The following is a 16,021-nucleotide window of genomic DNA, read 5'->3' as shown; positions in this document are numbered from 1 at the left end:
TCAGGCCGGGGCGGGCTCAGACGGCGGCCGGCGGGGCGGCCGGTTCCGCGGCGAGGGCGGCGGTCGCCGTGGCCCCGACGGGGGCGGCCACGACCGGGGAGGGCACGGCCGGGGAGGCCACGGCCGGGGAGGGGATGACCGCCGACGGCTCGTCGGTGGCCGGGAGGCCCGCCGGGGGCGGGGTGACGGCCGCCATCGCGGCGGTGACCACGCCGGCCGGCTCCTCGGCGTCGTTGACGTTGGTGTGGTCGACGACCTGGCGGCGGGAGATCTTCCAGATGGCCGCGCTGGAGGCGATCAGGAAGACGGCCACGACGGCCGTGCCCCAGTCGCCGAGGTCGGTGACCGACTCGGCGAGCGCGCCGACCAGCGCGGCGGCCGGCAGCGTCAGGCCCCAGGCGATGAACATCCGGGTCGCGGTGGACCAGCGCACGACGCCGCCCTTGCGGCCGAGGCCCGCGCCCATCACCGAGCCGGAGACGACGTGCGTGGTGGACAGCGAGAAGCCCAGGTGGGAGGAGGCCAGGATGGCGGTGGCGGCGCTGGTCTGGGCGGCGAAGCCCTGCTGCGGCGCCAGGTCGGTCAGGCCCTTGCCCATGGTGCGGATGATGCGCCAGCCGCCGATGTAGGTGCCGAGCGCGATGGCCAGGCCGGCGGACAGGATGACCCAGGTGGGAGGGTCGGAGTCGGGGGCGACGGCGCCGCCGGCGACCAGCGCGAGGGTGATGATGCCCATCGTCTTCTGGGCGTCGTTGGTGCCGTGGGCGAGGGAGACCAGGCCGGCGGAGGCGATCTGGCCCGCGCGGTAGCCCTTCTGGGCCGCCTTGCCGTCGGCGCTGCGGCCGACCCGGTAGGACAGGCGGGTCGCGAAGGCCGCGGCCACACCGGCCACGATCGGGGCGGCGACCGCGGGGATCAGCACCTTGGTGACGAGCACGTCGCCGTGGACCGCGCCGAAGCCGGCCGAGGCGATGGTGGCGCCGACCAGGCCGCCCATCAGGGCGTGGGAGGAGCTGGAGGGCAGGCCCACCAGCCAGGTCAGGAGGTTCCAGAGGATCGCGCCGACGAGGGCGGCGAAGATGACCTCGGGACGGATGCCGGTCTCGTCGACGAGACCTTTGGAGATCGTGTTGGCGACCTCCACCGAGAGGAATGCGCCCACCAGGTTGAGCACGGCGGACATGGCCACCGCGACCTTGGGCTTGAGCGCGCCGGTCGAGATGGTCGTGGCCATCGCGTTGGCGGTGTCGTGGAAACCGTTCGTGAAATCGAACGCGAGTGCGGTTACCACCACAATCGCGAGGATCAGCGAGAAGCTTTCCATTTACCCAGGCAATCGTTCGAAGTCATCGGTCGGTTGACCGTAGGCAACGTGGGTGAACGGAAGATGAACTGGGGAGGGCGTCGTGGTGTCCGTCTGGCCGGTTGTCGGTCCGCACCGCCCGCGCCGGGCTTGGGGGAGCGGGCGCGGCGGGCCCCGGGGGACCGGTGAGGAGATTCCCGTCACAGGCGGACCACGGGCGGGCCACGGGCGGACCGCCGGACCGCGCGGCCACCTGGGAGGATCGCGGCATGAGCGAACAGCGGGGCGACCGGACCGACCGCGGCGACCAGGGCGGCGAGGTCTCCGCCGCCTGGGAGGCGCTGGTCGCCACGGCGCGCCGCACCGTCGCCGACGGACTGGTCGTCGGCACCTCCGGCAACGTCTCGGTGCGCGTCGGCGGCACGGGCGGCACCGGCGGCATCGTGCTGGTCACCCCCTCGGGCGTCCCCTACGACCGGCTCACCCCGGACGACGTGACCGGCGTCGACCTGGGCGGCCGCCAGGTGCTCGGCACCCTCGTCCCGACCAGCGAACTGCCGCTGCACCTCGCCGTATACGAAGCGACGGACGCCACGGCGGTCGTCCACACCCACGCCGTGCACGCCACCGCCGTCTCCACGCTCGTGGAGGAGCTGCCGCTGGTCCACTACATGGCGGCCGCGCTCGGCGGCCCCGTCCGGGTCGCCCCCTACGCCACGTACGGCAGCGCCGAACTGGCCGCGAACGCCCTGCGCGCCCTCGACGGCCGCACCGGCTGCCTCCTGCGCAACCACGGCACCCTCACCCACGGCACCGGCCTCGACCAGGCCTACGACCGCACCGCCCAGCTGGAGTGGATGTGCCGCCTCTGGCTCACGGCGTCCTCGGTCCCCCACCTGACCCCCACCCTCCTGACCCACGACCAACTGACCGAGGTCACGGAGAAGCTCCGCGGTTACGGCCAACGGGGCTGACCGTCGCGTGCCGCGAAGGGGCGCGGAGGCACGGCCGAGCCCGGTGTCCCGACCTCCAAGGGGCGCGGGGAACTGCGCGAACACCCCCCACGCACCCGCACCCGCCCACGCGACCGCACCCCGCCCCAGCCGGACGCACCCGCCCCACCCCCGGTGACTCGTCGTGGCCCACCGCTGGCCGTACGCGCACGGGACCTGGACACTGGACCCGTGCGCCCTGTCAAAGCGACGGCCGTCGCCGTCACCGCAGCCCTCGCCGCCGGTGCCGCGAGCGTCGCCGCCGGCCGCCTCGCCAGCGACGCCGCGCTGAAGGCGCCCCCGGGCCGCCCGCTGCCGACCGAGCCCCGGCTCACCGTGCACGGCACCGCCGCGGGCCAGATCGTCCTCACCCGCCACCTGGCCAGTCGGCGCCCGGGCACCTACGGCCTGGCCGGCGACGGCTCCCACGCGGTCGTCGGGCCCGTCCTCGACCGGGCGGCCCAGTCCGCCGACACGGTCGTGCGCCGGCTCGAACGCGTCACCCACGGCACCCTCAGCCCCGGCGACGCGGTCTGGCTCACCCCGAACCTCTACGTCGGCGACCCGCGCGGCGCCCTCGGCCTGGACCACGCCGACGTCGACGTGCCCGGCGAACTCGGCCCGCTCCCCGCCTGGTTCCTGCCCGGCTCCCGCCGCACCTGGGTGATCGCCGTGCACGGCCTGGGCACCACCCGGGAGCACGCCCTGAACCTCATGGGCTTCCTGGCCCGCCGCCACCTGCCCGTCCTCGCCCTCGCCCACCGCGGCGACCTGGGCGCCCCCCGCTCCCCGGACGGCCTGAACCACCTCGGCGAGACCGAGTGGCGCGACCTGGACGCCGCGATCCGCTACGCCGTCCACCACGGCGCCCACCGCGTCGTCCTGCTCGGCTGGTCCACCGGCGCCACCATGGCGCTGCGCGCCGCCGACCGCTCCGGGCTGCGCGACCGGATCAGCGGCCTGGTGCTGGACTCCCCGGTCCTCGACTGGCGGACCACCCTGCGCGCCCTCGCCGCCGCCCGTCACGCCCCGGGCGTCCTGCTGCCCCTGGCCGTGCGGGCCGCCCAGGGCCGCGCCGGACTGGGACTCGGCCCCGACCGCGGCCGCCCCGCGTTCGACCCCGCCCGGCTGGCCGTGCCGACCCTGATCGTCCACGGTCCCGACGACACGGTCGCCCCGTGGCGGCTCTCCCGCCGCCTCGCCGCCCGGCGCCCCGACCTAGTCTCCCTGCACACCGTCCGGGACGCCCCGCACGCCGCGATGTGGAACGCCGACCCGGGCGCCTACGAGGAGGTCCTGCGCCGCTTCCTCACCCCCCTGATGTGAGCCCCCGGCACCCGCACCGGGACCCGCGCCGACCCCGCACCGACAGGGCGGGCGGAACGGTTCCGTTTAGTGCCGTACGACTGGCCGGAACACCCCTGTCACCTCCCGTCCCGGCGCCACCCCTTGGCCAGTCCCGTAGCCCCCCGTGACGTTCCGTTTGGGTTTTCGGACCGTCAACCGGAAGACTGCACCCGTGACGTCCCGTATCCCGCGCGACTCCAGGCTTCGACTCGTCCGCCCCCGACCCCTGGCCGCCGCCCCCTCAGCTGTGAACCAGCGGCGCCCGCGCCGCCCCGCGCCCCGCCCGCCGGAGGGCACGCCCGCCCCCGCGGAGCTGGCCAGAATGGCTCGCTCCCGACTGGCCCCCGCCGCCCGGGTCGCCCGCTGGGCCGACGCGGCCCTCGGCCCCGGCAGCGAAGCGGCGACCGCCGACGGCAAGGCCACCCTGGCCGACGCGACCGCCGAACGCGCCGCCCGCGACCTCGGTCTGACCGCCGACCGGGTCCGGGCCGACTGGGACACCGCCCGCCTCGCCGGTCTGATCGAGGTGCACGGCGACAGCGCCCGCCCCGGCTGGCGGCTGCGCGCCTGGGACCGCGACGACAGCGCCGTGCTGCGCGGCTGGGTCGCCCTGTTCGACGCCTGGTCGCTGGCCACCCCCGAACCCGGGGACCAGGAGGCCGCCACCGTCGCCGAGGTCGTCTCGGCCATGCCCCAGGTGCTCTCCTTCCTCCAGCTGTCCGCCGGGCCCGTCCCCGTCGACCAGCTCCTGGACCTGCTGCGCCAGCGCGTCACGGAACTGCGCACCGAGCGCTGCGAGGTCGTCTACGACGCCGACGCCGCCGACGCGGGGGCCGCCGCCCCGGACGCGCCCGCGCGCCCCGCCCTGGCCGCCGCCGCCGGACCCGCCGAGAGCGAGGGCGAACCGGCCGACCCCGCGCGGGCCGCCGAACTCGCCCCGCTCCTGGACTGGGCCCTGCACGCCCTCGCCTCCGTGGGCGCCCTCACCTACGGCGACGGACAGGCCACGCTCACCCCGCTCGGCAGCTGGGCGGTGTGGGTCAAGCTGGAGCAGATCTGCGTGGCCGCGCAGAGCCCCGCCGGCAACATCGAGCAGCCCGCCGAGGACATGCTGCGCGGCTGCGCCCAGCTGCGCCCCAACGCCGCCCGCGCCGAGTACCGCGCCTGGCTCGCCGCCCGCCCCGTCGGCAGCGCCGTCACCGAGCTGCTGGCCGCCGCCCGCGGCGAGGACGCCCTGCTGCGCGGCCTGGCCTTCGAGGCGCTGCGCGTGGTCGGCGCCCCGGCCGAGCCCGACGTCCGCGCGGTCGTCGAGGAGCCCGCGCTGCGGCCGTACGCCCTGCTGTGGCTCGCCGAGCACGACGGCGTGGACCCCGAGGACGCCCACGAGGTGCTGACCCGCGAGGAGGCCACCTGGCTGTGGGTCGACACCGCGGCGGCCGTCGCCGACCACGGCGAGGCGCCGATGCTGGTGCGGCACCTGGAGTCGGCGCTCCAGCCGACCGTACCCGCGCTGCTCAAGGAGGTCCGGGCGGCCGGGCACCCGCGCACCGTGCAGGTGCTGGTCGCGCTGGCCGCCGCCCACCCGGACCCGGCGCTCGCCAAGGCCGTCCGCCGCGCCGCCTTCCAGGTGCACACCGGCGGCCACTAGGGGGTGTCTCGTCGATCAGGCCGGGCTCGCGGCGTCCGGTGCCGCGCCTCGCCGCGTTGTCGTCGGTTTCCCCCGCTCTCGGCTCCGCTCGAGCGGGAGGGGCCCCCACCGCTCCGCATCGCCGCCCTCCTCCGCCTTGCGATGCACGGCACCGGACGCCGCTCTCTGATCCGGCCTGATCGACGAGACACCCCCTAGCGCAGGCGCCCGGCCGGCGCCGTCAGGCCGGTATCTCGGGGGCGTACGTGCCGAAGCTCCACACGTTGCCCTCGAGGTCCCGGGCCATGTAGTCCCGGGAGCCGTACTCCTGGTCGTTCGGGGGCATCAGGACGTCCACGCCGTGCTCCACCGCGTGCGCGTGGTGCCCGTCGACGTCGTCCACCACGACGTAGACCCCGGTGGTGCCCGCGTTCTTCATCGCCGCGTCGAAGACGCCGCCGCGGCCCTTGGAGCCGAGCATCACCACGCCGTTGCCCTGCACCAGCTCGGCGTGCAGCACCGTGCCGTCCTCGCCCTCGTACACCGACAGCTCGGTGAACCCGAGCGCCTCCGTGAGCTGCCGGATCGCCGCCTTCGCGTCGGCGTACAGCAGGGTCGGGTAGATGCTCGGCCGGGTGCCGTTCGTGCCGGTCATACCGCTCACTCCCTCGTGATCCGTCGCTGGTCCGTCGTGGTCCCCGGTGATCCGTCCCTCCGGTCCGGGAAAAGCCGTTGCACACCCCCGTTAGACTGGGGCCCATGGCCATTCTCCTCGCGCATTAGACGACGGGATCGTCCTCAGCCGTCCATCCCGCCCCTTCCCCGCCCTGGAGTCTGTCCGTGATCTCCGCCACCGGTATCGAGCTGCGCGCCGGCGCCCGCGTCCTCATCGAGAACGCCACCTTCCGCGTCGCCAAGGGCGACCGCATCGGCCTGGTCGGCCGCAACGGCGCCGGCAAGACCACCCTCACCAAGTGCCTGGCGGGCGAGGGCCAACCCGCCGGGGGCACCATCACCCGCTCCGGCGAGGTCGGCTACCTCCCGCAGGACCCCCGCACCGGCGACCTCGACGTGCTCGCCCGCGACCGCATCCTCTCCGCGCGCGGCCTGGACGTCCTGCTGCGCAAGATGCGCGAGAACGAACAGCGCATCGCCAACGGCCAGGGCGCCACCCGCGACAAGGCGATGAAGCAGTACGAGCGCCAGGAGACGGAGTTCCTCACCAAGGGCGGGTACGCCGCCGAGGCCGAGGCCGCCACCATCGCCGCCGCGCTGAACCTGCCCGACCGGGTACTCGGCCAGCCCCTGCACACGCTCTCCGGCGGTCAGCGCCGCCGCATCGAGCTGGCCCGCATCCTGTTCTCCGACGCGGACACCCTGCTGCTCGACGAGCCGACCAACCACCTGGACGCGGACTCGATCATCTGGCTGCGCGACTACCTGAAGACCTACCGCGGCGGCTTCATCGTGATCTCCCACGACGTCGACCTGGTCGAAACGGTCGTCAACAAGGTGTTCTACCTGGACGCCAACCGCTCCCAGATCGACGTCTACAACATGGGCTGGAAGCTCTACCAGCAGCAGCGCGAGGCCGACGAGAAGCGCCGCAGGCGCGAGCGGGCCAACGCCGAGAAGAAGGCCGCCGCCCTGCACTCGCAGGCCGACAAGATGCGCGCCAAGGCCACCAAGACGGTCGCCGCGCAGAACATGGCCCGCCGCGCCGACAAGCTGCTCGCCGGTCTCGACGACGTCCGCATGCAGGACAAGGTCGCCAAGCTCCGCTTCCCCGAGCCCGCGCCCTGCGGCAAGACCCCGCTGATGGCCGAGGGCCTGTCCAAGTCGTACGGCTCGCTGGAGATCTTCACCGACGTCGACCTGGCCATCGACAAGGGCTCCCGGGTGGTCATCCTCGGCCTCAACGGCGCCGGCAAGACCACCCTCCTGCGGCTGCTGGGCGGCGTCGAGCAGCCGGACACCGGCATGGTCGTCCCCGGCCACGGCCTCAAGCTCGGCTACTACGCCCAGGAGCACGAGACCCTGGACGCGGACCGCACGGTCCTGGAGAACATGCGCTCGGCCGCCCCCGACATGGACCTCGTGGAGGTCCGCAAGGTGCTCGGCTCGTTCCTGTTCTCCGGCGACGACGTCGACAAGCCGGCCGGAGTCCTCTCCGGCGGCGAGAAGACCCGGCTGGCCCTCGCCACCCTGGTCGTCTCCTCGGCCAACGTCCTGCTGCTCGACGAGCCCACCAACAACCTCGACCCGGCCAGCCGCGAGGAGATCCTCGGCGCGCTGCGCACCTACAAGGGCGCCGTCGTCCTCGTCACCCACGACGAGGGGGCCGTCGAGGCGCTCCAGCCCGAGCGGATCATCCTGCTGCCCGACGGCGTCGAGGACCTCTGGGGCTCCGACTACGCCGACCTGGTCGCGCTGGCGTGATCCACTCCGGGTGGATCATTCGGCCCATCGGTGATCCCTCATCTGTGTGAGATCTCCTCGTATCGAGGTGTGTCCTACACGCATTTTCCGGCCGGTCCCCCTCTTCCGGGGCGACCGGCCGTCGTGCGTCCCTGACCTGCTGATTCGTGTGGACGGACGTTCGACCCTGCGGACGACTGTGTGCGGAATCACACATTCCGTTCGTGGGGACGCGCTCCTGTCGTCACAACCGTGTCGTACGGACCTTGCCGAATGGGTGGCCATCACGCCCCGGAGGGGTGATCATGAGGAGACCAGAGCGCACTTCCCATGAGGAGGCACGGGTGGCCGAGACTCTGAAGAAGGGCAGCCGGGTGACCGGCGCCGCGCGCGACAAGCTCGCGGCAGACCTGAAGAAGAAGTACGACTCCGGTGCGAGCATCCGAGCGCTGGCCGAGGAAACCGGCCGCTCGTATGGCTTCGTCCACCGGATGCTCAGTGAGTCGGGCGTCACGCTCCGTGGGCGTGGCGGGGCGACGCGGGGCAAGAAGACCCCGGCGTCCTGAGCCCGGGCGGCCCATCGGCTCCGCTGGTGGCCACCCGGTCGGCCGGACCCCTGGTTCCACGGGGGCTCCACAGGGGCCCTGGGGGCATTCCCGCCCGGCCGGGTGGTTACTGTGCAGTCACTTAGCTGACCGCTGACTGACCGCACGCACCGGAGGCACCGCATGGCTTCGTCCGAACCGCTCCTCGACCAGGACGGCGTACGTCTCACCGTCGACGACGCGCTCGCCACGGTGACGCTGGCCAACCCGGCCAAGCGCAACGCCCAGAGCCCCGCGATGTGGCGTGCGCTGGCCGAGGCCGGCCGGCTGCTGCCGGGCGCCGTGCGGGTCGTCGTGCTGCGCGGCGAGGGCAAGTCCTTCTCCGCCGGCCTCGACCGGCAGATGTTCACGCCCGAGGGCATCGAGGGCGAGCCGTCCTTCATCGACCTCGCGCGCAGCGGCGACGCCGAACTCGACTCCGCCATCGCCGGGTTCCAGGAGGGCTTCACCTGGTGGCGGCGCAGCGACCTCGTGTCGATCGCCGCCGTCCAGGGGCACGCCATCGGCGCGGGCTTCCAGCTGGCCCTCGCCTGTGACCTGCGCGTCGTCGCCGACGACGTGCAGTTCGCGATGCGCGAGACCGGCCTGGGCCTCGTGCCCGACCTGACGGGCACCCACCCGCTGGTCTCCCTCGTCGGCTACGGCCGCGCGGTCGAGATGTGCCTGACCGGGCGGTTCGTGCAGGCGGCGGAGGCGGTGAGCACCGGGCTGGCCAACCTCGCCGTGCCCGTCGACCAGCTCGACGCGACCGTCGGCGAACTGGCGTCCGCGATCCTCGCCGCCCCGCGCGACGCGGTGATCGAGACCAAGGCGCTGCTCCAGGGCGCCGCGGACCGCACCTACGACGAGCAGCGCGCGGCCGAACGCGCCGCCCAGTCCCGCCGCCTGCGCGCCCTGGCGGGCCTCGGCGAGTGACCCCCGGGCCCGGGCGGAGCCGGCCGGCTCACCGCACGTTCACCCGATTGCCGTAATCACGACGGCCACGGTCGGATGGTCGGTGAGTGCCTCGCTCACCGCCGCCCTGACCTGCCGGGCCACGTCCACGGCCCGGTGGCCGGGGCGCAGGGAGAGCTCCACGCGCGCGTGACGCCGCGGCAGGGCCGCCGCCTCCCGGGTCTCACCCGGACGGGGGTACTCCAGATGGACGGCCCGGCCGAGCCCGCCGAGGCGGCCGGTCAGCCCGGACACCCCGGGAACGTCGAGCGCGACGAGCGCCACGCGCGCCTCGTCGCCGCCGTCGGGGACGTCGAGCCGCGCCGCTTCACGCTCCCGTCCGGGCTCCGGCGCGGGTTCGGGCGCCGGGTCCTCGTCCAGCAGCGTCGTCACCCGCACGTCCACCTCGGTCACCGTCAGGCCCAGCCGCTCGGCGGCGGCCGCGGCCAGCACCACCCGCAGCCGCGCGGCCGCCGTGGGCAACGGCTCCGCCGGACCCGCCGCGCACTCCGCCGACACCCGCAACGGCCCCGGCTCCAGCCCGCTCGGCGGAACCGGCACGACGGGCCCGTACGCCTCCTGCCCGGCTTCCTCCCGCCCGGTTCCGGCCGCGTCCGCCGGGCCCACCCGGAGCCTGCCCAGGCGCACCCCGGGCACCTCCCGCCCCGCCGCCCGCAGCACCGTCGCCGCCGCGTCCTCCGTGATCCACGCGCCGTCCCGCGGCCCGCCCAGGGGCAGCAGCCTGCCCAGACCCACCTGCGCGCGCACTGCCCGCGTCCATTCGTCCGCCGTCGTCATTCCTCCAGCCTGCCGCATCCCCGGAGCGAAGTCGGACAACCGCGCTTACGGTGGGTACAGGACGACCATCGAAAAAGGGACGTACGGCGATGACCGAGATGACGGAGCGGAACCGGACGCAGACTCCCGACGACGGCGCGGACACGCCGGCACAGGTCCGCAAGACCCCGCGGCGCGGGGGAGGGGACCCGGCCGGACGGGGCCGGACGACCATCGCGGACGGGGTGGTGGAGAAGATCGCCGGCCTCGCCGCACGCGACGTCGTCGGCGTGCACGCCATGGGCAGCGGCATCAGCCGCACCTTCGGCGCCGTGCGGGACCGGGTGCCCGGCGGCTCGAAGTCCGCGGCGCGCGGAGTGAAGGCCGAGGTCGGCGAGGTGCAGACCGCGCTCGACCTGGAGATCGTGGTGGACTACGGTGCCGCGATCGCGGACGTCGCGCGCGACGTCCGCGAGAACGTCGTCGCGGCCGTAGAGCGGATGACCGGGCTCGAGGTCGTCGAGGTCAACATCGCCGTGAGCGACGTCAAGCTGCCCGAGGAAGAGGACGACGAGCCGGAGCCCCGGATCCAGTGACCCGTCGGCGGCCGGACTGTCGTACGGGCTGAAGGGAGAGCACGTTGAGCATGGCCGTGGTCGGTTTGATCGTCGGCATGGCGCTGGGCTTCGCCGGGTACTTCGGCGGCTTCGGAGCCTTCCTGCTGGTGGCGGCGCTCGGCGCCGTCGGGTTCGTCGTCGGCCGGTTCCTGGAAGGGGACCTGGAATTCGGCGACTTCTTCCGCGCCCGCGACGACCGGCGGCGGTGACCCGGTGAGCGGAGGGACCGTCGCGACCGGCCGGCGCGGGAGCGTCGTCCCGGCGGCCGAGCGCGGCGCGACCCGGATCGCCGACCGGGTCGTCGCCAAGATCGCCTCCCAGGCGGCGCGCGAGGCGGTCGGCGTGCTGCCGCCGGACGCCGCGCCCCCGCACGCGACCGTCGTGGTGCGGCCCCACGCGCACCCCGGGGGCGGGGGCACGGCCCCCAGCCGTGCCGCCTACGTGCGTGTGCACCTGGACCTCGACTACCCGTGCGACATCGGCGCCCGCTGTCACGCAGTGCGCCGGCACGTGGCCGAACGAGTGCGCGCGGGCGTGTCGATGGAGGTGCCGGAGGTCACCGTGCAGGTGGAGCGCCTGCACCTGACGGGGACGGCCGGCACCGCACGCGGGAGGACGCGATGAGCGAGCCCCAGGACACCACTCGGCGCCTGCCGGTCCTGGAGAAGGAGGGCGCACTCGACCCCGCGACCGGCCGCGGGGACGGGGGAGCGCATGCCGCCCCGTCGGAGGCGCTGCCCGCCCGGGCCCACCGCTTCTGGTCGGCGCGCCGCGTGCCCGCGGGCATCGTCGCCGTCGTCCTGTTCGTCGTCGCGGGAGCCTTCCTCTACGACATCGCCGCCGTGCGTGCCGACCGGGACGCGCTGTCCTGGCGGCGCACCCTGGCGCGGGAGCTCGCCGAACGCCCGCTGGACGACATCTGGGTGCGGGTCGGCGCGGGCGTCGCCGCGGCCCTCGGCCTGTGGCTGCTCCTCCTCGCCCTCACGCCGGGACTGCGCTCCCTGCTCCCCATGCGTCCCGTCCACCCGGACGTGCGCGCCGGCCTGGACCGGGACGCCGCCGCGCAGGTGCTGCGCGACCGGGCCATGGAGGTGGCCGGCGTGCAGTCGGCGCGGGTCCGGGTCCACCGCCGCAAGGCCGACGTGCGCGCGCTCGCGCACTTCCGTGAACTGGACGACGTGCGCGGCGACCTGGACACCGCGCTCACCGAGGCGGTCGCCGGACTGGGCCTGTCCCGCACGCCGGCGCTGTCGGTGCGCGTACGGCGGCCCGGGAAGAAGGGGTGAGGGCGGTGCTGAGGACGGTCAACCGGATCCTGCTGGCCCTGGTCGGGCTGGTGCTGCTGGCCGTGGGAGGCGCGGTGCTCGCCGTCGGCCTGGATGTGAAGCCGCCCTCCTGGTGGATCCACCAGGGCCGGCACGACGTGCTGCTGTCCGCCGCCGAGCGCACGCGCTGGCGCGGCGAGGGCTGGTGGTGGCCGGTGATGATCGCCGCCCTGGCGGTCCTGGTGCTGCTCGCCCTGTGGTGGCTGGTGGCGGTCCTGCGCCGCCGCAGGCTGCGCGAGGTCCTGGTCGACACCGGCGACGGCGCCGGTGCGACGCTGCGCGGGCGCGCCCTGGAGCACGCGCTCGGCGCCGACGCCGCGGGACTGGAGGGCGTGGCCCACGCCCGCGCCCACCTGAAGGGCCGCCGGACGGCACCGGAGGCCCGCCTGAGGCTGCAGGTGGAGCCGCACGTCGACCCCGGGACCGCGCTGCGGGAACTCGCGGACGGGCCCCTGGCCCACGCGCGCGTCGCGGCGGCGCTGCCCGCGCTCCCGGCGGAGGTCCGCCTGCGCACGGTCGGCCACAAGGCGGAACGGGTCACCTGACGCGCCCCGTCCCGCCCTGGGGCGTCAGAACCCGTGCCGCATCCCGCCGTCCACCGGCACCATGATCCCCGTCAGGTAGGAGGCGGCCGGCGACAGCAGGAACGCCCCCGTCCGCCCGAACTCCTCGGGCGTCCCGTACCGGCGCAGGGGGATGCGCGACTCGTTGGCGACGCGGGTGGCCTCGGGGTCGGCGGACAGGGCGTCCAGCTCCCGCACGCGGTCGGTGTCGATCCGCGCGGGCAGCAGCCCCACGACCCGGATGCCCCGCGGGCCCAGCTCGTCCGCGAGCGACTTCGCGAACCCGGCGAGCCCGGGCCGCAGCCCGTTGGAGATGGTCAGCCCGGGGATCGGCTCGTGCACGGACCCCGACAGCACGAACCCGATGACACCCCCCGCGCCCAGCTCGGCCGCCGCCGCGCGGGCGAGGCGCACCGCGCCGAGGAACACCGACTCGAACGCCGTCCGCCACTGCTCGTCGGTGGTGTCGGCGACGAACCCGGGCGGCGGCCCGCCCACGCTGACGAGGACCCCGTGGAACGCGCCGAAGGCATCCCGCGCGGCCGCGATCAGCCGCTCCGGCGCCCCCGGGTCGGCGTTGTCCACGGCGACCCCGACGGCGTTCGGCCCCAGCGCGGCCGCCGCCTCGGCCGTGCGCCGCTCGTCCCGCCCGGTCACGACGACCTTCGCGCCGTCGGCGACCAGCTCACGCGCCACGGCGTTGCCGAGGCCGCGGGTCGCTCCGGTGACGACGTACACCCGGTCCTTCAGTCCAAGATCCATGGACCTATCCTGCCTCCTCGCCCGCGAACAGGGTGAGGGCGGTGTTCACCAGTCCGATGTGGCTGAACGCCTGCGGGAAGTTGCCGAGGTGGCGGCCGACGACCGGGTCGTGTTCCTCGGACAGCAGCCCCACGTCGTTGACCAGCCCCGCCAGCCGCTCGAACAGCTCCCGTGCCTCCTTCGTCCGGCCCGTCAAGTGCAGCGCGTCCGCCAGCCAGAACGAGCACACCAGGAAGGTGCCCTCGTCGCCGGGCAGGCCGTCGACCGTGGCGCCGTCGGTGGTGTAGCGGCGCACCAGTCCGCCGTGCCCCAGCTCGTCGCGGACCGCGTCCACGGTGCCGACGACCCGCGGGTCGTCGGGCGGCAGGAAGCCGAGGCGGGGGATGAGCAGCAGGGAGGCGTCCAGGTCACGGGAGCCGTAGGACTGCGTGAAGGTGTTCCGTTCCGGGTCGTAGCCCTTCTCGCACACCTCCTGGTGCACCTCGTCGCGCAGCGCCCGCCAGCGGTCGAGGTCGCCGCGCAGCTCGGGGTGCTCCTCCAGGGCGCGCACCGCGCGGTCCGCGGCCACCCACACCATCACCTTGGAGTGCACGAAGGGCCGGCGGCCGCCGCGCACCTCCCACAGGCCCTCGTCGGGCTGCCGCCAGTTCTCGTCCAGCCAGCGCATCAGCACGCACTGCAGCGACCACACGTGCGGCCGGGGCGACAGGCCCGCCTTGCGGCCCAGCGACAGCGAGTCCATGACCTCGCCGTACACGTCGAGCTGGAGCTGGTCCACGGCCGCGTTGCCGATGCGGACCGGTGCCGAGCCCGCGAACCCGGGCAGCCAGGGGAGCTCCGTCTCGGGCAGCCGGCGCTCCCCCGCGAGGCCGTACATGATCTGCAGGTCGGCGGGGTCGCCGGCGACCGCGCGCAGCAGCCAGTTCCGCCAGGCCTCGGCCTCCTCGTGGTACCCGGCGGCCAGCAGGGCGCCGAGGGCGAGGGTGGAGTCGCGCAGCCAGCAGAAGCGGTAGTCCCAGTTGCGCACCCCGCCCAGTTCCTCCGGCAGCGAGGTGGTGGCGGCGGCGACGATCCCGCCCGTGGGGCTGTACGTCAGCGCCTTCAGGGTGATCAGGGAGCGGACGACCGCGTCCCGGTACGGGCCGTCGTACGTGCACCGGGCCGCCCAGGCCTGCCAGTCCTCCACGCTGGTGCGCAGCGCCTCGAACGGGTCGACCAGCGGCGGGCGCGGATGGTGCGAGGGGTGCCAGGTCAGGACGAACGCCACCCGCTCGCCCTCGGCCACCGTGAACTCCGAGTGGGTGCCGAAGTCCTCGCCCCAGGTGCGCACGGGCGGCTCGGTGCGCAGCCACACCGCGTCGGGGCCGGCGATCGCCACCCGGTGCCCGTCGGCCCGGCGCATCCAGGGGATGACCGCGCCGTAGTCGAAGCGCAGCCGCAGCGTGCTGCGCACGGTGACCCGGCCGCGGACGCCCTCGACGATCCGGACGAGGTCGGGCGCGACGTCGCGCTGCGGCATCAGGTCGGTGACCCGGACCGCGCCCTCGTCGGTCTCCCACTCGGTGTCCAGGACGAGGGTGTCGGGGCGGTAGGCGCGGCGGGTGCAGGGGCCGCGGACGCCCTTGGGTGCGATGCGCCAGTGGCCGTTGTCCTCGTCGCCGAGGAGCCGGGCGAAGCAGGCACCGGAGTCGAAGCGCGGCAGACAGAGCCAGTCGACGGAGCCGTCCAGCCCGACCAGGGCGGCGGTCTGCTCGTCACCGATCAGGGCGTAGTCCTCGATGCGGGGATGCACGCAGGACCGGGTTCCCGGCGGGCCCCGGGGGCAATCAGGGCGTGCGGCCGGGGGAGTGACGGACGGGGGACCGCGGGGGTGAGGGGCGCGGGAGGGCCTCGCGCGCGGTGTTCCCTGGGCGCGCACCGGCGTCCGCCGGGCTCGCCCCCGCGCGGGCCCGGCTCACACCGGTGCCGGCTCGGTCTCCTCCTGGGAGGCGCGCGCCGTCTCGCCGCGGTCGCGGGCCTCGCGGCGGGCGAGGATCACCCAGCCGACCGGGACGCACGCGGCGAAGAGCCACCACTGTATGGCGTAGGCGTAGTTCAGTGCGGCGTTCTCCATGCCGGGCTTGCCGACCAGCTCCGGGGTACCCCCCCGGGGCTCCGGGGCGGTCTGGGCGAGATAGCCGCCGAGCACCCGGGCGCCGAGGCGGCGGGCCTCCTGCTCGCTGTTGATCAGCATGACCTGCCGGGCCGGCAGCCCCTTGAGGTCCTTGATGCCGCTGGCCGCGGTCGTCTCGTCGGGCATCAGCCGCCCGGTGACGGTCACCTGGCCGGCGGGCGGCGCGGGGACCTTCGGGAACGCGGTCTGGCTGGGCGCGTCGGCGGGGATCCAGCCCCGGTTGACCAGGACGACGCTGCCGTCCGTCAGGACGAACGGGGTCAGCACGTGGAAGCCGACCTGCTCGTCGCCGTTGACCCGGCGCCGGACGACTTCCTCACGCGCGGTGTCGAAGTGGCCCGTGGCGGTCACCGTGCGGTACCGCTGGTCGGTGGTGACCGTGTGCCCGGGCGAGGTCAGCCGCTGCACGGGCACCGGATCGGCGCCGAGCGCGTCGGAGACCAGCTGGTTGCGCGCCGAGCGCTCGTCGTAGCGGTGCATCTGCCACACGCCCAGCCTGATCATCGTGGGGATGAGCAGCAGGGCGACCAGCGTGAGGATCACCCACTGCCGGGACAACAGGAAGCGGTACACCCCACG

At 74.8% G+C, this 16,021-nt stretch carries 17 protein-coding genes; 11 read left to right on the top strand and 6 right to left on the bottom strand.

Annotation, left to right across the window (positions count from 1 at the left end; all coding sequences use genetic code 11):
* Positions 1–16: 16 nt before the first annotated feature.
* A complete protein-coding gene (locus E4U91_RS08185; protein WP_137306212.1) occupies positions 17–1,324 on the bottom strand; it encodes an inorganic phosphate transporter in 1,308 nt (435 codons plus the stop codon).
* 248 nt (positions 1,325–1,572) lie between these two features.
* Here E4U91_RS08185 and E4U91_RS08180 point away from each other — a divergent pair, with 248 nt between their 5' ends.
* The 3 genes from E4U91_RS08180 (at position 1,573) to E4U91_RS08170 (ending at position 5,290) form a co-directional block, all read left to right on the top strand.
* Positions 1,573–2,277, top strand: coding sequence for a class II aldolase/adducin family protein (locus E4U91_RS08180; RefSeq protein WP_137306211.1), 705 nt, complete (start codon positions 1,573–1,575; stop codon positions 2,275–2,277).
* Between the two features lie 210 nt (positions 2,278–2,487).
* The gene (locus E4U91_RS08175) at positions 2,488–3,621 is read left to right on the top strand and encodes an alpha/beta hydrolase (RefSeq protein ID WP_137306210.1); all 1,134 of its coding nucleotides are present in this window, start codon (positions 2,488–2,490) and stop codon (positions 3,619–3,621) included.
* A 343-nt stretch (positions 3,622–3,964) separates the two neighbouring features.
* Positions 3,965–5,290, top strand: a complete 1,326-nt coding sequence (locus E4U91_RS08170; protein ID WP_168218080.1) for a hypothetical protein — start codon at positions 3,965–3,967, stop codon at positions 5,288–5,290.
* A gap of 220 nt (positions 5,291–5,510) precedes the next feature.
* Here the strand turns inward: E4U91_RS08170 and E4U91_RS08160 are convergent, their stop codons facing one another.
* On the bottom strand, positions 5,511–5,924 hold the full coding sequence (locus E4U91_RS08160; RefSeq protein ID WP_137306209.1) for a VOC family protein: 414 nt from the start codon (positions 5,922–5,924) through the stop codon (positions 5,511–5,513).
* Positions 5,925–6,109: 185 nt separating this feature from the next.
* On the opposite strand from E4U91_RS08160, the gene E4U91_RS08155 reads away from it, so the two are divergent.
* The 3 genes from E4U91_RS08155 (at position 6,110) to E4U91_RS08145 (ending at position 9,207) form a co-directional block, all read left to right on the top strand.
* Positions 6,110–7,708 (top strand): ABC-F family ATP-binding cassette domain-containing protein, encoded by a 1,599-nt coding sequence (locus tag E4U91_RS08155; protein WP_137306208.1) that lies wholly within the window; start codon positions 6,110–6,112, stop codon positions 7,706–7,708.
* 323 nt (positions 7,709–8,031) lie between these two features.
* Positions 8,032–8,253 (top strand): helix-turn-helix domain-containing protein, encoded by a 222-nt coding sequence (locus tag E4U91_RS08150; protein WP_067232444.1) that lies wholly within the window; start codon positions 8,032–8,034, stop codon positions 8,251–8,253.
* 162 nt (positions 8,254–8,415) lie between these two features.
* Positions 8,416–9,207, top strand: a complete 792-nt coding sequence (locus tag E4U91_RS08145) for an enoyl-CoA hydratase/isomerase family protein (protein ID WP_137306207.1) — start codon at positions 8,416–8,418, stop codon at positions 9,205–9,207.
* A 39-nt stretch (positions 9,208–9,246) separates the two neighbouring features.
* On the opposite strand, the gene E4U91_RS08140 is transcribed toward E4U91_RS08145, so the two are convergent.
* A complete protein-coding gene (locus E4U91_RS08140) occupies positions 9,247–10,023 on the bottom strand; it encodes a nucleopolyhedrovirus P10 family protein (RefSeq protein ID WP_137306206.1) in 777 nt (258 codons plus the stop codon).
* Positions 10,024–10,112: 89 nt separating this feature from the next.
* Here E4U91_RS08140 and E4U91_RS08135 point away from each other — a divergent pair, with 89 nt between their 5' ends.
* The 5 genes from E4U91_RS08135 to amaP are packed head-to-tail and all read left to right on the top strand — an operon-like array spanning position 10,113 to position 12,489.
* Positions 10,113–10,598, top strand: a complete 486-nt coding sequence (locus E4U91_RS08135) for an Asp23/Gls24 family envelope stress response protein (protein ID WP_174867771.1) — start codon at positions 10,113–10,115, stop codon at positions 10,596–10,598.
* 44 nt (positions 10,599–10,642) lie between these two features.
* On the top strand, positions 10,643–10,828 hold the full coding sequence (locus E4U91_RS08130) for a hypothetical protein (protein WP_137306205.1): 186 nt from the start codon (positions 10,643–10,645) through the stop codon (positions 10,826–10,828).
* A 4-nt stretch (positions 10,829–10,832) separates the two neighbouring features.
* Positions 10,833–11,243, top strand: coding sequence for an Asp23/Gls24 family envelope stress response protein (locus E4U91_RS08125; RefSeq protein ID WP_137306204.1), 411 nt, complete (start codon positions 10,833–10,835; stop codon positions 11,241–11,243).
* Positions 11,240–11,905 (top strand): DUF6286 domain-containing protein, encoded by a 666-nt coding sequence (locus E4U91_RS08120; protein ID WP_137306203.1) that lies wholly within the window; start codon positions 11,240–11,242, stop codon positions 11,903–11,905. The genes E4U91_RS08125 and E4U91_RS08120 overlap by 4 nt, the downstream gene beginning before the upstream one ends.
* Positions 11,902–12,489: an alkaline shock response membrane anchor protein AmaP gene (gene amaP, locus E4U91_RS08115; RefSeq protein ID WP_137306202.1), complete on the top strand. Its 588-nt coding sequence runs from the start codon at positions 11,902–11,904 to the stop codon at positions 12,487–12,489. Before E4U91_RS08120 ends, amaP begins: the two co-directional genes overlap by 4 nt.
* A gap of 24 nt (positions 12,490–12,513) precedes the next feature.
* On the opposite strand, the gene E4U91_RS08110 is transcribed toward amaP, so the two are convergent.
* The 3 genes from E4U91_RS08110 to E4U91_RS08100 form a co-directional block, all read right to left on the bottom strand.
* Entirely contained in the window at positions 12,514–13,269 is a 756-nt protein-coding gene (locus E4U91_RS08110; RefSeq protein WP_137306201.1) for an SDR family oxidoreductase, read from the bottom strand.
* A gap of 4 nt (positions 13,270–13,273) precedes the next feature.
* On the bottom strand, positions 13,274–15,061 hold the full coding sequence (locus E4U91_RS08105) for a glycoside hydrolase family 15 protein (protein ID WP_137306200.1): 1,788 nt from the start codon (positions 15,059–15,061) through the stop codon (positions 13,274–13,276).
* Between the two features lie 162 nt (positions 15,062–15,223).
* Positions 15,224–16,015 (bottom strand): SURF1 family cytochrome oxidase biogenesis protein, encoded by a 792-nt coding sequence (locus E4U91_RS08100; protein ID WP_137306199.1) that lies wholly within the window; start codon positions 16,013–16,015, stop codon positions 15,224–15,226.
* Between the last annotated feature and the right edge of the window lie 6 nt (positions 16,016–16,021).

Source organism: Streptomyces lasalocidi (genome assembly GCF_005280215.1).
Lineage (GTDB): Bacteria > Actinomycetota > Actinomycetes > Streptomycetales > Streptomycetaceae > Streptomyces > Streptomyces longwoodensis.
This window is presented reverse-complemented; position numbering and strand designations above follow the sequence as displayed.